Source organism: Streptomyces coelicoflavus (assembly GCF_003112555.1).
GTDB lineage: Bacteria > Actinomycetota > Actinomycetes > Streptomycetales > Streptomycetaceae > Streptomyces > Streptomyces coelicoflavus.
The window spans coordinates 121,616-137,437 of the sequence record NZ_BEWB01000008.1 but is presented as its reverse complement, the minus strand read 5'-3'; the positions used below and the strand labels follow the sequence as shown (position 1 = coordinate 137,437).

11 protein-coding genes are annotated in these 15,822 nt (G+C 72.3%); 2 read left to right on the top strand and 9 right to left on the bottom strand.

Annotated elements, in window-relative coordinates:
* Positions 1–115: 115 nt before the first annotated feature.
* Genes Sco07f_RS20395 through tkt form a run of 7 tightly spaced genes read right to left on the bottom strand, consistent with a single transcriptional unit; the run spans position 116 to position 10,162 of the window.
* Positions 116–1,594: a membrane-associated oxidoreductase gene (locus Sco07f_RS20395; protein WP_108988683.1), complete on the bottom strand. Its 1,479-nt coding sequence runs from the start codon at positions 1,592–1,594 to the stop codon at positions 116–118.
* Positions 1,595–1,650: 56 nt separating this feature from the next.
* Complete coding sequence (gnd, locus tag Sco07f_RS20390; RefSeq protein ID WP_007387297.1) at positions 1,651–2,532, bottom strand: phosphogluconate dehydrogenase (NAD(+)-dependent, decarboxylating); 882 nt, start codon at positions 2,530–2,532, stop codon at positions 1,651–1,653.
* A gap of 1 nt (position 2,533) precedes the next feature.
* Positions 2,534–4,186, bottom strand: coding sequence for a glucose-6-phosphate isomerase (gene pgi / locus Sco07f_RS20385; RefSeq protein ID WP_007387298.1), 1,653 nt, complete (start codon positions 4,184–4,186; stop codon positions 2,534–2,536).
* The gene (gene opcA / locus Sco07f_RS20380; protein WP_054101838.1) at positions 4,179–5,114 is read right to left on the bottom strand and encodes a glucose-6-phosphate dehydrogenase assembly protein OpcA; all 936 of its coding nucleotides are present in this window, start codon (positions 5,112–5,114) and stop codon (positions 4,179–4,181) included. The genes pgi and opcA overlap by 8 nt, the downstream gene beginning before the upstream one ends.
* A complete protein-coding gene (gene zwf / locus Sco07f_RS20375; RefSeq protein WP_108988682.1) occupies positions 5,111–6,889 on the bottom strand; it encodes a glucose-6-phosphate dehydrogenase in 1,779 nt (592 codons plus the stop codon). The genes opcA and zwf overlap by 4 nt, the downstream gene beginning before the upstream one ends.
* The gene (tal, locus tag Sco07f_RS20370; protein WP_087788746.1) at positions 6,886–8,031 is read right to left on the bottom strand and encodes a transaldolase; all 1,146 of its coding nucleotides are present in this window, start codon (positions 8,029–8,031) and stop codon (positions 6,886–6,888) included. Before tal ends, zwf begins: the two co-directional genes overlap by 4 nt.
* A gap of 34 nt (positions 8,032–8,065) precedes the next feature.
* A complete protein-coding gene (gene tkt, locus Sco07f_RS20365; RefSeq protein ID WP_108988681.1) occupies positions 8,066–10,162 on the bottom strand; it encodes a transketolase in 2,097 nt (698 codons plus the stop codon).
* Positions 10,163–10,319: 157 nt separating this feature from the next.
* Here tkt and Sco07f_RS20360 point away from each other — a divergent pair, with 157 nt between their 5' ends.
* Positions 10,320–11,258, top strand: a complete 939-nt coding sequence (locus Sco07f_RS20360; RefSeq protein WP_007387300.1) for a helix-turn-helix transcriptional regulator — start codon at positions 10,320–10,322, stop codon at positions 11,256–11,258.
* Between the two features lie 78 nt (positions 11,259–11,336).
* On the opposite strand, the gene Sco07f_RS20355 is transcribed toward Sco07f_RS20360, so the two are convergent.
* Entirely contained in the window at positions 11,337–12,737 is a 1,401-nt protein-coding gene (locus Sco07f_RS20355; protein WP_108988680.1) for a glycoside hydrolase family 16 protein, read from the bottom strand.
* A gap of 395 nt (positions 12,738–13,132) precedes the next feature.
* Between Sco07f_RS20355 and Sco07f_RS20350 the strand changes: the two genes are divergently transcribed.
* Positions 13,133–14,470, top strand: coding sequence for a 6-phospho-beta-glucosidase (locus Sco07f_RS20350; RefSeq protein ID WP_167468163.1), 1,338 nt, complete (start codon positions 13,133–13,135; stop codon positions 14,468–14,470).
* Here Sco07f_RS20350 and Sco07f_RS20345 read toward each other — a convergent pair.
* The gene (locus Sco07f_RS20345) at positions 14,463–15,608 is read right to left on the bottom strand and encodes an ATP-grasp domain-containing protein (RefSeq protein WP_108988679.1); all 1,146 of its coding nucleotides are present in this window, start codon (positions 15,606–15,608) and stop codon (positions 14,463–14,465) included. The two genes, Sco07f_RS20350 and Sco07f_RS20345, sit on opposite strands and share 8 nt — an antisense overlap.
* Between the last annotated feature and the right edge of the window lie 214 nt (positions 15,609–15,822).

Below are 15,822 nucleotides of genomic sequence, written 5' to 3'. Positions count from 1 at the left end.
GTCTGGCATACCCCGAACGCGCGCACCCGGAACGCACGCACCCCCGGAACCCGGGACGCGTCGGCTCGCGGCCGGTGCCCGGATGCCCCGTGCCCGGATGCCCCGGTGCCCGGGTTCACTGGCGGCTGACGGTGCGGGTCACTCCGGCGACGACGGTGGTGGCCAGGATCCAGCCCATGAGGATCAGGACGTACGACAGGGCCTGGTACCCGCCCTCGGGTGCGAAAGCGCTCTCCTGGCCGAAGGAGATCACCGGCAGCAGCAGGTCCAGCGTGTAGAACACCGGGTTGAAGTCCGGGGCCTCGGCCGGTTTGAGCGGCGGTGGATGGTGCAGGCCGTACGCGACCGAGCCGACCGCGAGCAGCGACAGCAGCCAGCCGCCCGCGCGCAGCGGACGGAAGCCGTAGCCGACGGCGACGTCCTGCAGATGCCCCCACAGGCGGCCGTACCAGGGCAGGGTGCGCCGCTGCCGGCGCTGCTTGGCCAGTTGCACCAGCCGGGCCGCGTCGTCGTCGCCGATCCGGCGGTAGGCGGCGGTCAACTGCTCATAGGTGAAGGGGAGGTAGCTGTCGCCCTTCTCCAGCATCGGCAGCCGCCGCCCGGCGGGCTCGTGCGGGATCAGCGACGTGTAGGTGAGGTCGTTGAGCTGCACCCAGGCCGGCACCATCTCCGGCTGGAGGAACAGCACGTCCACCTGGGTGCGGCGCAGGTTGAGCGTGCCCCGCACCGGCGGGCCCTCCCGCAGCCACAGTTCGCCGATCACACAGCTGCTGGCGCGCAGCGCGGTGCCCCCGGGGTTGGCCAGCCGCGCGTGCGACAGGTCCAGCCGGCCGGGTATGCGGGCGCCGCGCAGTTCGAGACGGCCCCGGACGTCCGCGCGCCGCATCAGCACGTCGGCCTCGGCCGCGAGGGTCTCGCCCTGGAGCGCCGTGCCGCCCGGCCGGTCGAGCACCGTGTCGTTGAGATTGACCGTGCCCGCCACCCGGGCGCCGGTGAGCCTGACCTCGCCGACCGTGTGCACCCCCGGTGCCCACAGGTCGGCGCCCAGCACGGCCTGGTTGAGCTGGAGCACCGGGCCCTCGGTGTCCGGCGCCTCGATGCGGGCGCCCTCCAGGTACAGGCTGCCCGTGATCTCCGCCCCCGCGAGCCGCACCATGCCGTCGAACCGGGCCCGGGTCAGGCGCAGCACGCCCTCCACCCGCACGGCGTGCGAGATCAGCCCGGGCAGCATGGACTCGCTCAGGTTCAGCTCGCGCAGCCGGGCCCCGTAGAACCTCGGTGCCTCGTCGAAGTGGCAGTGACGCAGCCGCACCGGGTGGTCGACCGTCGCGTACTGGAGGTCCAGCTGCCCGGTGACGCGCGCCCCGGCGAGACTGAGTGCGGCGACCCGGCCCTCCTCCCGCGGGCCGTCCAGGAGCAGGGAGCGCAGCACGCTCGCGCGCACGGTCCGTTCGGGGCCCCAGGTGCTGCCGTCGGCGGGGTCGTCGGAGTCCGCCGCGGTGGAGCCGGCGGGAGCACGGAAGTCCACGTCGGCGCCCGAGGCGAACGCCCGCCAAAGACGCGACTCGGCCGGTGTCAGGTCGTTGATCTCCATCAGGGAGGGACTCTGACCCGAACCGGCCGATCACGTCAACGCACGCTCGGCTCCGTTTACTTCTTGGCCGACTCCACGGCGTGGCCGCCGAACTGGTTGCGCAGCGCTGCGATCATCTTCATCTGCGGCGAGTCGTCCTGGCGGGACGCGAACCGCGCGAAGAGGGAGGCCGTGATCGCGGGCAGCGGCACGGCGTTGTCGATCGCGGCCTCCACCGTCCAGCGGCCCTCGCCGGAGTCCTCCGCGTACCCGCGCAGCTTCTCCAGGTGGTGGTCCTCGTCCAGGGCGTTGACCGCGAGGTCGAGGAGCCAGGACCGGATGACCGTGCCCTCCTGCCAGGAGCGGAAGACCTCGCGGACGTTGTCCACGGAGTCGACCTTCTCCAGCAGCTCCCAGCCCTCGGCGTAGGCCTGCATCATGGCGTACTCGATGCCGTTGTGGACCATCTTGGAGAAGTGCCCGGCACCGACCTTGCCCGCGTGGACGTAGCCGTAGGGGCCGTCGGGCTTGAGGGCGTCGAAGATCGGCTTGAGGTCGTCGACGGTCTCCTTCTCACCGCCGACCATCAGTGCGTAGCCGTTCTTCAGCCCCCACACGCCGCCCGAGACGCCCGCGTCGACGAAGTTGATGCCGCGCTTGCCCAGCTCCTCGGCGTGCTTCTCGTCGTCCGTCCAGCGGGAGTTGCCGCCGTCGATGACGGTGTCGCCGGGCTTGAGCAGCGTCGCCAGCTGGTCGATGACGTGCTGGGTGGCGCCGCCGGCCGGGACCATCACCCAGACCGCGCGCGGCCGTTCCAACTGGTCGACCAGCTCGACCAGGCTGTCGACGTCGGCCCGCTCGGGGTTGGTGTCGTATCCGACGACGGTGTGGCCGGCGTTGCGCAGGCGCTCGCGCATGTTGCCGCCCATCTTGCCGAGACCAACGAGACCGATCTGCATGTCAGTGCACTTCCTTCAGTTCACGGTAGGCGGCCACCAGGGCGGCCGTGGACGGATCGAGGCCGGGCACCTCAGCGCCCTCGGTCAGGGCCGGCTCGACGCGCTTGGCGAGCACCTTGCCGAGCTCGACGCCCCACTGGTCGAAGGAGTCGATGTTCCAGATCGCGCCCTGCACGAACACCTTGTGCTCGTAGAGGGCGATCAGCTGGCCGAGGACGGACGGCGTCAGCTCGGCGGCCAGGACGGTCGTGGTGGGGTGGTTGCCGCGGAAGGTCTTGTGCGGGACCAGTTCCTCGGGCACGCCCTCGGCCCGTACCTCGTCGGGGGTCTTGCCGAAGGCGAGGGCCTGCGTCTGGGCGAAGAAGTTGGCCATCAGCAGGTCGTGCTGGGCCTTGAGCTCGTCGCTCAGCTCGCCCACGGGCCGGGCGAAGCCGATGAAGTCGGCGGGGATCAGCTTGGTGCCCTGGTGGATCAGCTGGTAGTACGCGTGCTGCCCGTTGGTGCCCGGCGTGCCCCACACCACCGGCCCGGTCTGCCACTCCACGGGGTTGCCGTCGCGGTCGACGGACTTGCCGTTGGACTCCATGTCCAGCTGCTGGAGGTACGCCGTGAACTTCGACAGGTAGTGCGAGTACGGCAGCACCGCGTGCGACTGCGCGCCCAGGAAGTCGCCGTACCAGACGCCCAGCAGACCGAGGAGCAGCGGCGCGTTGGCCGGGGCCTCGGCGTTGCGGAAGTGCTCGTCGACGATGCGGAAGCCGTCCAGCATCTCCCGGAACCGGTCCGGGCCGATGGCGATCATGAGGGACAGCCCGATGGCCGAGTCGAAGGAGTACCGGCCGCCGACCCAGTCCCAGAACTCGAACATGTTGGCGGTGTCGATGCCGAAGCCGGAGACCTTCTCGGCGTTCGTCGACAGGGCCACGAAGTGCTTGGCCACCGCCTTCTCGTCGCCCCCCAGCCCGTCCAGCAGCCACGAGCGCGCCGAGGTGGCGTTGGTGATCGTCTCGATCGTGGTGAACGTCTTGGAGGCGATGATGAACAGGGTCTCGGCCGGGTCCAGGTCGCGGACCGCCTCGTGCAGGTCGGCGCCGTCCACGTTGGAGACGAAGCGGACCGTGAGCGAGCGGTCGGTGAAGGCGCGCAGCGCCTCGTAGGCCATCGCGGGGCCCAGGTCGGAGCCGCCGATGCCGATGTTGACGACGTTCCTGATGCGCCGGCCGGTGTGGCCGGTCCACTCGCCGGAGCGGACCCGGTCGGCGAAGCCGGCCATCTTGTCGAGCACGGCGTGCACCTTGGGGACGACGTTCTCGCCGTCGACCTCGATCACCGCGTCGCGCGGGGCACGCAGCGCCGTGTGCAGGACGGCCCGGTCCTCGGTGATGTTGATGCGCTCACCGCGGAACATCGCGTCGCGCAGCCCGAACACGTCGGTCGCGGCGGCCAGTTCCTGGAGCAGGGCCAGCGTCTCGTCGGTGACGAGGTGCTTCGAGTAGTCGATGCGGAGGTCGCCGACGCGCACGACGTACCGCTCCGCCCGCCCGGGGTCCCGGTCGAACAGCTCACGCAGGTCCGGATGGGGCAGCGCGCCCTTGGCGTGGTCCGCGAGCGCGGTCCACTGGGGCCGCTGGTCGAGCTTGGGGGTGTCAGACATGAACGGGAGTCTCCTTGCCGGCCTCGCCGCGCAGGGCGACGGCGTACATCTCGTCGGCGTCGAGGCGCCTGAGCTCCTCGGCGATGAGTTCGGAGGTGGGGCGCACCTTCAGGGCGACGGAGCGCGGGGGCTGACCGGGGAGGGTCATCGTGGCGAGCGGGCCCTCCGGACGGTCGACGACGATCTCACCGTTCGCCGTGCCCAGGCGGACGGCCGTGACGACCGGTCCGTCGGTGATCACGCGGTCCACGCGGACGCCGAGGCGCGCCTCCAGCCAGCGGGCCAGCAGCTCGGCGGCCGGGTTGTCCGCCTCGGCCTCCACGACCGCGGAGGTCACCGGCACCCGGGCCTGGTCCAGGGCCGCCGCCAGCATCGAGCGCCACAGCGTCAGCCGGGTCCAGGCGAGGTCGGTGTCGCCGGGGGCGTAGGCGCGGACCCGGCGCTCCAGGACCTCCATCGGCCGCTCGACCGTGTAGAGGTCGGTGATCCGGCGCTGGGCCAGCGCGCCCAGCGGGTCCTTCGCCGGGTTGTCCGGCGCCTCCACCGGCCACCACACGACCACCGGCGCGTCCGGCAGCAGCAGCGGCAGCACCACCGAGTCGGCGTGCTCGGACACCTCGCCGTACATGCGCAGGACGACGGTCTCGCCGGTGCCGGCCTCGGAGCCGACCCGGACCTCGGCGTCGAGGTGCGAGCGGGTGCGGTCGCGCAGGTTGCGGGGGTGGCGCTTGATGACGACCAGGGTGCGCGAGGGGTGCTCGTGCGAGGCCTCCTCGGCGGCCTTGATCGCGTCGTAGGCGTTCTCCTCGTCCGTCACGATGACCAGCGTGAGCACCATGCCCACGGCCGGGGTGCCGATGGCCCGGCGGCCCTGCACCAACGCCTTGTTGATCTTGCTTGCCGTGGTGTCGGTCAGGTCGATCCTCATGGCCTGCGCCAGCTCCGTCCGTCTCGTGCGAGCATCTCGTCCGCTTCCCGGGGTCCCCAGCCGCCCGACGCGTACTGCGCGGGCTTGTCGTGCGAGGCCCAGTACTCCTCGATCGGGTCGAGGATCCGCCAGGACTCTTCCACCTCCTGGTGGCGCGGGAACAGGTTGGCGTCCCCCAGGAGGACGTCCAGGATCAGCCGTTCGTACGCCTCCGGGCTGGACTCGGTGAAGGACTCGCCGTAGGCGAAGTCCATCGACACGTCCCTGATCTCCATCGACGTGCCCGGCACCTTGGAACCGAAGCGCACCGTCATGCCCTCGTCGGGCTGGACGCGGATGACGATGGCGTTCTCGCCCAGCTCCTCCGTGGCGGTGGAGTCGAAGGGGGAGTGCGGGGCGCGCTGGAAGACGACCGCGATCTCGGTGACGCGGCGGCCCAGGCGCTTGCCGGTGCGCAGGTAGAAGGGGACGCCCGCCCAGCGGCGGTTGTCGACGCCCAGCTTGATCGCCGCGTAGGTGTCAGTGGTGGAGGCCGGGTCGATGCCCTCCTCCTCCAGATAGCCGGGCACCTGCGCGCCGCCCTGCCAGCCGCCCGCGTACTGCCCGCGCACCGTGTGCTCGCCCAGGTCGTCGGGCAGCCGCACGGCCCGCAGCACCTTCAGCTTCTCGGTGAGCAGCGACCGCGCGTCGAAGGCGGCCGGCTCCTCCATGGCGGTCAGGGCCATGAGCTGGAGCAGGTGGTTCTGGATGACGTCACGCGCGGCGCCGATGCCGTCGTAGTAGCCGGCCCGGCCGCCGATGCCGATGTCCTCGGCCATGGTGATCTGCACGTGGTCCACGTAGGACCGGTTCCAGATCGGCTCGTACATCTGGTTGGCGAAGCGCAGCGCCAGGATGTTCTGGACGGTCTCCTTGCCCAGGTAGTGGTCGATGCGGAAGACCTGCTCCGGGTCGAACACCTCGTGGACCAGCGCGTTCAGGTCGCGGGCGCTGCCCAGGTCGTGGCCGAACGGCTTCTCGATCACCGCGCGGCGCCAGGAACCGTCCGGGGCGTCGGTCAGCCCGTGCTTCTTGAGCTGCTGGACGACCTTCGGGAAGAACTTCGGCGGCACGGAGAGGTAGAAGGCGTAGTTGCCGCTGGTGCCGCGGGAGGCGTCCAGCTCCTCGACCGCCTTGCGCAGCTGTTCGAACGCGTTGTCGTCGTCGAAGTCGCCGGGGATGAACCGCATGCCCTCGGAGAGCTGCTGCCAGACCTCCTCGCGGAACGGCGTGCGCGCGTGCTCCTTGACCGCGTCGTGCACCACCTGGGCGAAGTCCTGGTCCTCCCAGTCCCGGCGGGCGAAGCCGACGAGCGAGAAGCCCGGCGGCAGCAGGCCGCGGTTGGCCAGGTCGTACACGGCCGGCATCAGCTTGCGGCGGGACAGGTCACCGGTGACGCCGAAGATGACCAGTCCGGAGGGTCCCGCGATACGGGGCAGACGGCGGTCCTGGGGATCGCGCAGCGGGTTGCTCCAGTCGAGCGGTGCCATCGGCTCGACGCCCGCTCCGGCCGCGCCCTTGCCCTTCGCCCCCTTGGCGGCGCGGTCCGTCGCGGACTTCTTCGCGCCCCGGGGAGCCTTCGCCCGGCCGGGCGCCTTCGCCGCCTCGGCGGCGCGGGCCTCCTCGGCCTCCTCCGCGTGCAGCGGTCCCGCCGCCTCCTGGGCCGTCCGGGTCTCCTTGGCTTCCTTCGTCGCCTTGGTCTCCTGGGGCGCCCCAGCGGGAAGCTCCTCGCTCATTCCCCGTCAACTCCCTTGCTGTCGAGGGACTTCGTCACGGCGGCGAGCAGGTCGTCCCAGGCCGCCTCGAACTTCGCCACGCCCTCTCGCTCCAACTGCTCCACCACCTCGTCGTACGACACGCCGAGCCGCTCCACCGCCGCGAGGTCGGCCCGGGCCTGGGCGTACCCGCCGGTGACCGTGTCGCCCCGGACCTCGCCGTGATCGGCGGCGGCGTCCAGGGTGGCCTCCGGCATCGTGTTCACGGTGCCGGGAGCGACCAGCTCCTCCACGTACAGGGTGTCCCGGAATGCCGGGTCCTTCACCCCGGTCGACGCCCACAGGGGACGCTGGGGGTTGGCGCGGGCCCCCGCGAGGGCGGTGAAACGGTCGCCCGCGAAGACGTTCTCGTACGCCTCGTAGGCCAGTCGCGCGTTCGCCAGCGCGGCCTTTCCGCGCAGGCCGAGCGCCTCGTCGGTGCCCAGCAGCGACAGCCGCTTGTCGATCTCGCTGTCGACGCGGGAGACGAAGAAGGACGCGACCGAGTGGATGCCGGCCAGGTCGATCCCGGCCGCCTGCGCCATCTCCAGACCGGAGAGGTAGGCGTCCATGACCTCGCGGTAGCGCTCCAGGGAGAAGATCAGGGTGACGTTGACGCTGATACCGGCGCCTATGACCTCGGTGATCGCCGGGAGGCCGGCCTTCGTCGCCGGGATCTTGATCATCACGTTGGGGCGGTCGACCAGCCAGGCCAGCTGCCGGGCCTCGGCGACCGTGGCCCGGGTGTCGTGGGCGAGACGCGGGTCGACCTCGATCGAGACCCGGCCGTCCCGGCCGCCGGTCGCGTCGTACACCTCGCGCAGCACGTCGGCGGCGGCGCGGACGTCGGCGGTGGTCATCATCCGGACCGCCTCGTCCACGGTGACGCCGCGGGTGGCGAGGTCGGCGAGCTGCTCCTCGTAGCCCTCGCCGGAGCCGATGGCGGCCTGGAAGATCGACGGGTTGGTGGTGACGCCGACGACGTTCTTCGTCCGGATCAGCTCGGCGAGGTTGCCGGACTCGATCCGCCGCCGCGACAGGTCGTCCAGCCAGACGGACACGCCCTGGTCGGCCAGGCGCCGCAGTGCTCCCGCGGTCGCGGTTGCTTCGGTCACAGTGATCATCTTCTCTTTCTGCTTCGCAGGGTTCGCAGGGGGCTCAGCCGCGGGCGGCGGCCAGGGATTCCCTGGCGGCGGCGGCCACGTGCTCGGCGGTGAAGCCGAACTCGGTGAACAGGGTCTTCGCGTCGGCGGAGGCGCCGAAGTGCTCCAGGGAGACGATGCGGCCCGCGTCCCCGACGAACCGGTGCCAGGTCAGGCCGATCCCGGCCTCCACGGCCACCCGGGCCCGCACCGACGGCGGCAGCACGCTCTCGCGGTACGCACGGGGCTGCTCCTCGAACCACTCCACGGAGGGCATCGACACCACGCGCGTGGCCGTGCCCTCGGCCTCCAGAGCCTCCCGCGCGGCCATCGCGAGCTGCACCTCGGAGCCGGTGGCGATCAGGACGACGTCCGGGGCGCCGGTGGAGGCGTCGGCGAGGACGTACCCGCCGCGCGCCGCGTCCGGGTCCGGCGCGTACGTCGGTACGCCCTGGCGGGTGAGGGCGAGACCGTGCGGCGCCGGGTGGGTGGAGTGGCGCCTCAGGATCTCGGCCCACACGGTCACCGTCTCGTTGGCGTCGGCCGGGCGGACCACGTTGAGACCGGGGACGGCGCGCAGGGAGGCCAGGTGCTCGACCGGCTGGTGGGTCGGTCCGTCCTCGCCCAGGCCGACGGAGTCGTGCGTCCACACGTACGTCACGGGCAGCTGCATCAGCGCGGACATGCGGACCGCGTTGCGCATGTAGTCGGAGAAGACCAGGAAGGTGCCGCCGTAGACCCGCGTGTTGCCGTGCAGGGCGATGCCGTTCATCTCCGCGGCCATGGAGAACTCGCGGATGCCGAAGTGGACCGTGCGGCCGTACGGGTCGGCCTCGGGAAGCGGGTTGCCCGCCGGGAGGAAGGACGACGTCTTGTCGATGGTCGTGTTGTTCGAGCCGGCCAGGTCGGCGGAGCCGCCCCACAGTTCGGGCAGCACCGGGCCGAGCGCCTGGAGGACCTTGCCGGAGGCGGCGCGGGTGGCGACCGCCTTGCCGGTCTCGAACACCGGCAGGGTGTCCTCCCAGCCCTCGGGCAGCCGGCCGGCGACCACGCGGTCGAAGAGCGCCGCGTGCTCGGGGGCGGCGTCGCGCCAGGCGGCGATCCGCTTGTCCCAGGCGGCGTGCGCCTCCGCGCCCCGGTCCAGGGCCCGCCGGGTGTGGGCGAGGACCTCCTCGGCGACCTCGAAGGACCGCTCCGGGTCGAAACCGAGGACGCGCTTGGTGGCGGCGACCTCGTCCGCGCCGAGGGCGGAGCCGTGGGAGGCCTCGGTGTTCCGGGCGTTCGGGGCGGGCCAGGCGATGATCGTGCGCATGGCGATGATGGAGGGGCGTCCGGTCTCGGCCTTCGCCGCCGTCAGCGCCGCGTGCAGCGCGTGCACGTCCACGTCGCCGCTCTCGGCGGGCTCGATGCGCTGCGTGTGCCAGCCGTAGGCCTCGTACCGCTTCAGCACGTCCTCGGAGAACGCGGTCGCCGTGTCGCCCTCGATGGAGATGTGGTTGTCGTCGTAGAGGAGGACGAGGTTGCCGAGCCGCTGGTGGCCGGCCATCGACGACGCCTCGGCGGAGACGCCCTCCTGGAGGTCGCCGTCGCTGACGATCGCCCAGACCGTGTGGTCGAAGGGGGACTCGCCCTCGGGCGCCCGCGGGTCGAACAGGCCGCGCTCGTAGCGGGCGGCCATCGCCATGCCCACCGCGTTGGCCACGCCCTGGCCCAGCGGTCCCGTGGTGGTCTCCACGCCCGCCGTGTGCCCGTACTCCGGGTGGCCCGGCGTCTTCGAGCCGTGCGCGCGGAAGGCCTTGAGGTCGTCCAGCTCCACCTCGTAGCCGGCCAGGAAGAGCTGGGTGTAGAGGGTCAGCGAGGTGTGGCCGGGGGAGAGGACGAAGCGGTCACGGCCGGTCCACTCGGGATCGGCGGGGTCGTGACGCATCACCTTCTGAAAGATCGTGTATGCGGCCGGGGCGAGGGCCATCGCCGTGCCGGGGTGGCCGTTCCCCACCTTCTGTACGGCATCGGCCGCGAGGACACGGGCGGTGTCGACGGCACGCCGGTCGAGTTCGGTCCATTCGAAGCGGTCCGCGCTGTCCACTGTCTGCTTGCTCGACTGCGTGCTCATCTTCAAGAAATCCTCGATCGGAGCGGAGTAGCTGGTCTGACGTGTTCAAACTTAAAAGTCTGACTTTTGGGAGTGAAGGTCGAGGTGTGCCAGCCTGTGGTGAAACTGGGACACGCCCCGGCCGCGGGGCGTACGGGCGGGACGGCGCGAGAAGGACATGGCGGACGAAAGCATCCACAACGGCGGCGGCCGGAGTGCCGACGGCAAGGGCGGTGACGGCAAGGGCGGCGACGGGATCAGAACGTTCCCCTTCCCGGTCGATCTCAGCCTCCTCGGAGTCGGCATGCAGGTCGGGCCCATGGGCGCCGGCCGCACCTGGCACGCGCACGCCCCGCTGCACCGCGTGCACCGCATCGACTTCCACATCGTCATGCTCTTCACCGGCGGCCCGGTCCGTCACATGATCGACTTCGCCGAGTACGAGGCGTCGGCCGGCGATCTGCTGTGGATCCGTCCCGGACAGGTCCACCGCTTCGCGCCCGGGAGCGAGTACCGCGGAACGGTGCTCACCATGCAGCCCGGCTTCCTGCCCCGCGCCACCGTCGAGGCCACCGGCCTCTACCGCTACGACCTGCCGCCGCTGCTCCACCCCGACGAGGCACGCCTCGCCGGACTGACGGCGGCGCTCGACCAGTTGCGGCGCGAGTACGAGGACGCGGCCACCCTGCCGCTGAGCCTGCACACCGCCGTACTGCGCCACACGCTGTCCGCGTTCCTGCTGCGCCTGGCCCATCTCGCGGCCGGCTCCGCGCGGGAAGGGAGGGCGGACGCGCCGGGGGACACCACCTTCACCCTCTTCCGGAACGCCGTCGAGCGGGGCTTCGCCACCAACCACAGCGTCAGCGCCTACGCCGACGCGCTCGGTTACTCCCGCCGCACCCTGGTCCGCGCGGTGCGCGCCGCCACCGGCGAGACGCCCAAGGGGTTCATCGACAAGCGCGTCGTCCTGGAGGCCAAGCGGCTCCTCGCCCACACCGAGATGCCGATCGGCCGGGTCGGCGCGGCCGTCGGCTTCCCGGACGCGGCCAACTTCTCCAAGTTCTTCCAGCAGCACACGGACCAGACGCCGGCGGCCTTCCGGGCGGAGCTGCGCTGAGCGGACCGGTCCCGGACGCGACGGAGGGCCCCACGTCGCGTGGGGCCCTCGCGCCCTCCTGCGGGGGCCGGATGCCGCTCAGTGACCGAAGCCGAACCAGTTCACGTTCACGAAGTCGGCGGGCTGGCCGCTGGTGAAGGTCAGGTAGACGTCGTGGGTGCCGGTCACCGGGGTGATGTTCGCGGGGATCGTGCGCCACGACTGCCAGCCGCCCGTGTTGCCCACGGCGAAGCTGCCGACCGGCGTGCTGGAGCGGCTGTCCAGGCGCACCTCGACCAGTCCGCTGACCCCGGCGGCCGCACCGCTCGCCACCCGGGCCTTGAACTGGGTCGCCGCGCTCGAACCGAACTCCACGCCCTTGTACTGCACCCAGTCGCCGTTCGCGAGGGCGCCGAGGTTGCTCCCGCCGCCCGAGTCCGAGCTGCCCTCGGTCATCGTGCCGGACTGGGCGTCGTACGACTCGGCCTCGATGGCGCTGTACGCGTCGCGGTCACCGCCGGTCGGCGGTGGCGTGGTACCGCTCCCACCGGCCGACAGCACCTGGACGTAGTCCACGAGCATGGAGTGGCCGGGCTGGGTGCCGCCGTCCGGGCCGCCGCCGAAGGCGTCCGGGAAGCCGCCGCCCATCGCCACGTTGAGGATGATGAAGTAGCCGTGGTTCGTGGCGTTCGCCCAGGTCGTCGCGTCGACCTGGTTGGCGCGGACGGTGTGGAAGTTGTTGCCGTCGACGTAGAAGCGGATCTCCTCGACGCTCGTCGAACGGTCCCACTCCACCCGGTAGGTGTGGAAGCCCGCCTGGCAGGTGGCGCCGGGACACGGGGTGTTGCCGCCGATGCCGCTGGTCTCGTTGCAGGGGCCGCCGGGCGAGGTGCCGCAGTGCAGCGTGGCCCACACCGTGTTGAGACCCTGCGTGTTCTCCATGATGTCGATCTCGCCGACACCGGGCCAGTTCCAGTAGTTGCCCCGGTAGGGCGAGCCGAGCATCCAGAACGCCGGCCAGTAGCCCTTGGCCGCCGCCCCGGTGACGTTCGGGACCTGGATGCGGGCCTCCACGCGCAGCTTGCCGCCGGCCGGGGGCTCGAAGTCCGCGCGCTTCGTCTCGATGCGGCCCGAGGTCCAGTTGCCGGCGCCGTCGCGCCGCGGGGTGATGCGCAGGTTGCCGCTGCCGTCGAGGGAGACGTTGTCCGGGGACGACGTCATCGTCTCGATCTCGCCGGTGCCCCAGTTGGCGGGGCCGCCGGGGTACGAGGTGCCGGTGTCGTACTGCCAGTTCGCGGTGTTCACGCCGGAGCCGGCCGCGCCGTCGAAGTCGTCGGCGAAGACCTGCGTCCAGCCGGACGGGGGCGGGGGCACGGCCGCGCCCGCGGACGGACCGGTCACGGCCGTCGCCGCCGCGGCGAGACCGAGCGTGCCGACGACGGCCACCAGCGCCCGGCGCAGCGGCCGGCGTCTGGGCGGGTTGCCGGATGTCTGACTCATGTGGGGGTCGCCTCTCGATGCGGGAGTGGGAAGCGGTACGCCCGAGCGCGCTCCGGGGGCTCTGGGGACTCCGGGGAGGAGGTCTTGCCTTTGAGAGCGCTCTCAGAGTGCGGCCAATCTGCTCCCGGCCGCCTCCGCCGTCAAGAGGTGAAGCCGAGAAAGTCGTTGCGGGGCCGGGGAGTTCAGCCCGTGAACGTCGTGAACGTCACGAAAGTGCCGGGCCGGGCCGTGCACCGGGGTGGCCACCGACAGCGCGCCTCGTGGTGACCTGGCGGCCGCTCACCGTGACGCCGGTGCGCCGTACTCGGGCCAGGGCGGGTGCACGCGGGCCGGCGCTCCGCCGTGCCATGATCGGCGCCGGACGGGAGTGCGGCCGGCGACGGAAGGGTGCGGACGTGAGGCTGACGATGCTGGGCGGCGGCGGATTCCGCGTGCCGCTCGTGTACGGGGCGCTGCTCGGGGACCGCGCCGAGGGGCGCGTGACCGACGTCGTCCTGTACGACACGGACGCGTCCCGGCTGACGGCGATGACCCGGGTACTGGCCGAGCAGGCGGCCCCGGTGCCCGACGCGCCGGCGGTGACCGCGACGACCGACCTGGACGAGGCGCTGCGCGGCGCCGACTTCGTGTTCTCCGCGATCCGCGTCGGCGGCCTCCAGGGGCGGGCCGACGACGAACGGGTGGCGCTCGCCGAGGGAGTCCTCGGACAGGAGACGGTCGGCGCGGGCGGCATCGCCTACGGGCTGCGGACCGTGCCGGTCGCCGTCGACATCGCCCGCCGGGTGGCGCGGCTGGCGCCGGACGCCTGGGTCATCAACTTCACCAACCCGGCGGGACTGGTCACCGAGGCCATGTCCCGGCACCTCGGCGACCGCGTCGTCGGCATCTGCGACTCGCCGGTCGGACTCGGCCGCCGCGTCGCCCGGGTGCTGGGCGCCGACCCGGACCGCGCCTTCGTCGACTACGTCGGCCTCAACCACCTGGGCTGGCTGCGCGGCCTGCGCGTCGACGGACGCGACGAACTCCCGCGGCTGCTCGCCGACCCGGGGCTGCTCGGCTCCTTCGAGGAGGGCCGGCTCTTCGGCCCCGAGTGGCTGCGCTCCCTCGGCGCCGTCCCCAACGAGTACCTGCACTACTACTACTTCAACCGGGAGACCGTCCGCGCCTACCAGGAGGCCGACCGCACCCGCGGCGCGTTCCTGCGCGACCAGCAGGCCCGCTTCTACGACGAGATGCGCCGCCCCGACGCCCCGGCCCTGGCCACCTGGGACCGCACCCGAGCCGAACGCGAGGCCACCTACATGGCCGAGAACCGCGAGACGGCGAACGCCGGCGAACGCGAGGCCGAGGACCTGTCCGGGGGCTACGAGAAGGTGGCGCTGGCGCTGATGCGCGCCGTCGCCCGCGACGAACGGGCCACCCTGATCCTCAATGTCCGCAACCGCGGCACGCTCTCCGTCCTCGACCGCGACGCGGTGATCGAGGTCCCCTGCCTGGTCGACGCGAACGGCGCCCACCCGATGGCCGTCGACCCGCTGCCGGACCACGCCACCGGCCTGGTCTGCGCGGTCAAGGCCGTCGAGCGCGACGTCCTGACCGCGGCCGGGACCGGCTCCCGCGCGGCGGCGGTGCGGGCCTTCGCCCTGCACCCCCTCGTCGACTCGGTGGACGTCGCCCGCCGCCTCGTCGACGGCTACCGGGCGGTGCACCCGGGGCTGGCCTACCTCAGGTGAGCCCCACCGGCGCGGACGTCGCCGCCGCCTGCGCTGCCGAAGCCGACCGTGCCGGTTCCGGTACGGGCGTCGGGGCCGGGACGGCCGAGAGGTCCGGGCGCTGGCCGGGCACCGACACCGGGCGCAGGGGACGCGGCCCGGACACCACCGCGTAGTCCTGCCCCAGGAACGGCGGCTCCAGCCGGCCCGGGTCGTCCCCGAGCGCCAGCCGGACCGCCGCCCACGGCACGTTGACGCCGCACAGCGCCAGCTGGTGCAGCCCCCCGGCCGGGCGGGTGTTGACGTCCATCAGGACCGGCCGGTCGCCGTACATCCGGAACTGCACGTTGGACAGGTGGTGCAGCCCGAACGTCTCGGCGATCCGCCGTGCCGGTGCCAGCCACTGCTCGTGCAGGGTGAACCCGCGGCGGCGGCCGTTCTTGGTGCGGCCCACGGCGAGACGGACCCGGTTGTCGGACCCGGTGAGGCAGTCCACCGAGACCTCCGGCTGCTCCAGGCGCGGCATCACCAGCCAGTCCACGGGCTCCTCGGCCGTCCGCAGCGCCTCGACGACCAGGGGCAGCGGCACGGTCGGGCTCGGGAAGCCGTTCAGCTGCGCGAGGGAGAAGGGATCCCGGGTGACCATCCGGAAGCCCACCCCGCCCGCGCCGGACGCCGGCTTGAAGCACGCCCGGTCGCCGCCCGCCTCCAGCTCCTCCACCGCGTGGACCAGCTCCTCGGCCGTGCGGACCCGCCACCACGGCGGCACCGGCACGCCGATGGCCCGGACCGCCTCGTAGGCGATCACCTTGTCACCGAACAGGGCCACCGCCTCCGGCGACGGCGCGAGCAGTGCCGTACCCGCCGCCTCGAACTCCGCGCGGTGCGCCACGACCGCCGACTGGTGCAGCCGGGGCACGAACACGTCGATGCCGCGCCGCGCGCACTGGTCCAGCGCGTACTCGACGTACCCGGCGGGGGACAGGCCCTCCGGCTCCAGGTCGGCGGTGTCCGCGGCGGCCAGCACGGGGGAGTCCGGATCGCCGTGCGTGGCATGGATCTCGACGGCCCGGTCGGCGGGATTTCTCCGCAGCTGATCCATGAAGAAGACGTTCTCCGCGTACGTGCGGTTGAGCCAGACGCGTACGGGAGAAGCCATGCAAGCCGCCTTCCAGGGTTCGCGGGCAGGGCGAAGCGGGCCGTGCCCGGCCAGGGGTTTGGAGGGTCACCGAGCCGCTCTGCGCGAGGAATGGGGCGTGGCGGTGGTGTTGGGGCGATCATAGGGGTACGCGCGGCCCCGAGTGCAACGCGCGTCACACGGATGCCTCGGCCCGGCCGTGCGGCGGCCTCCGCGGCCGCCGCGGCGGGCGGCG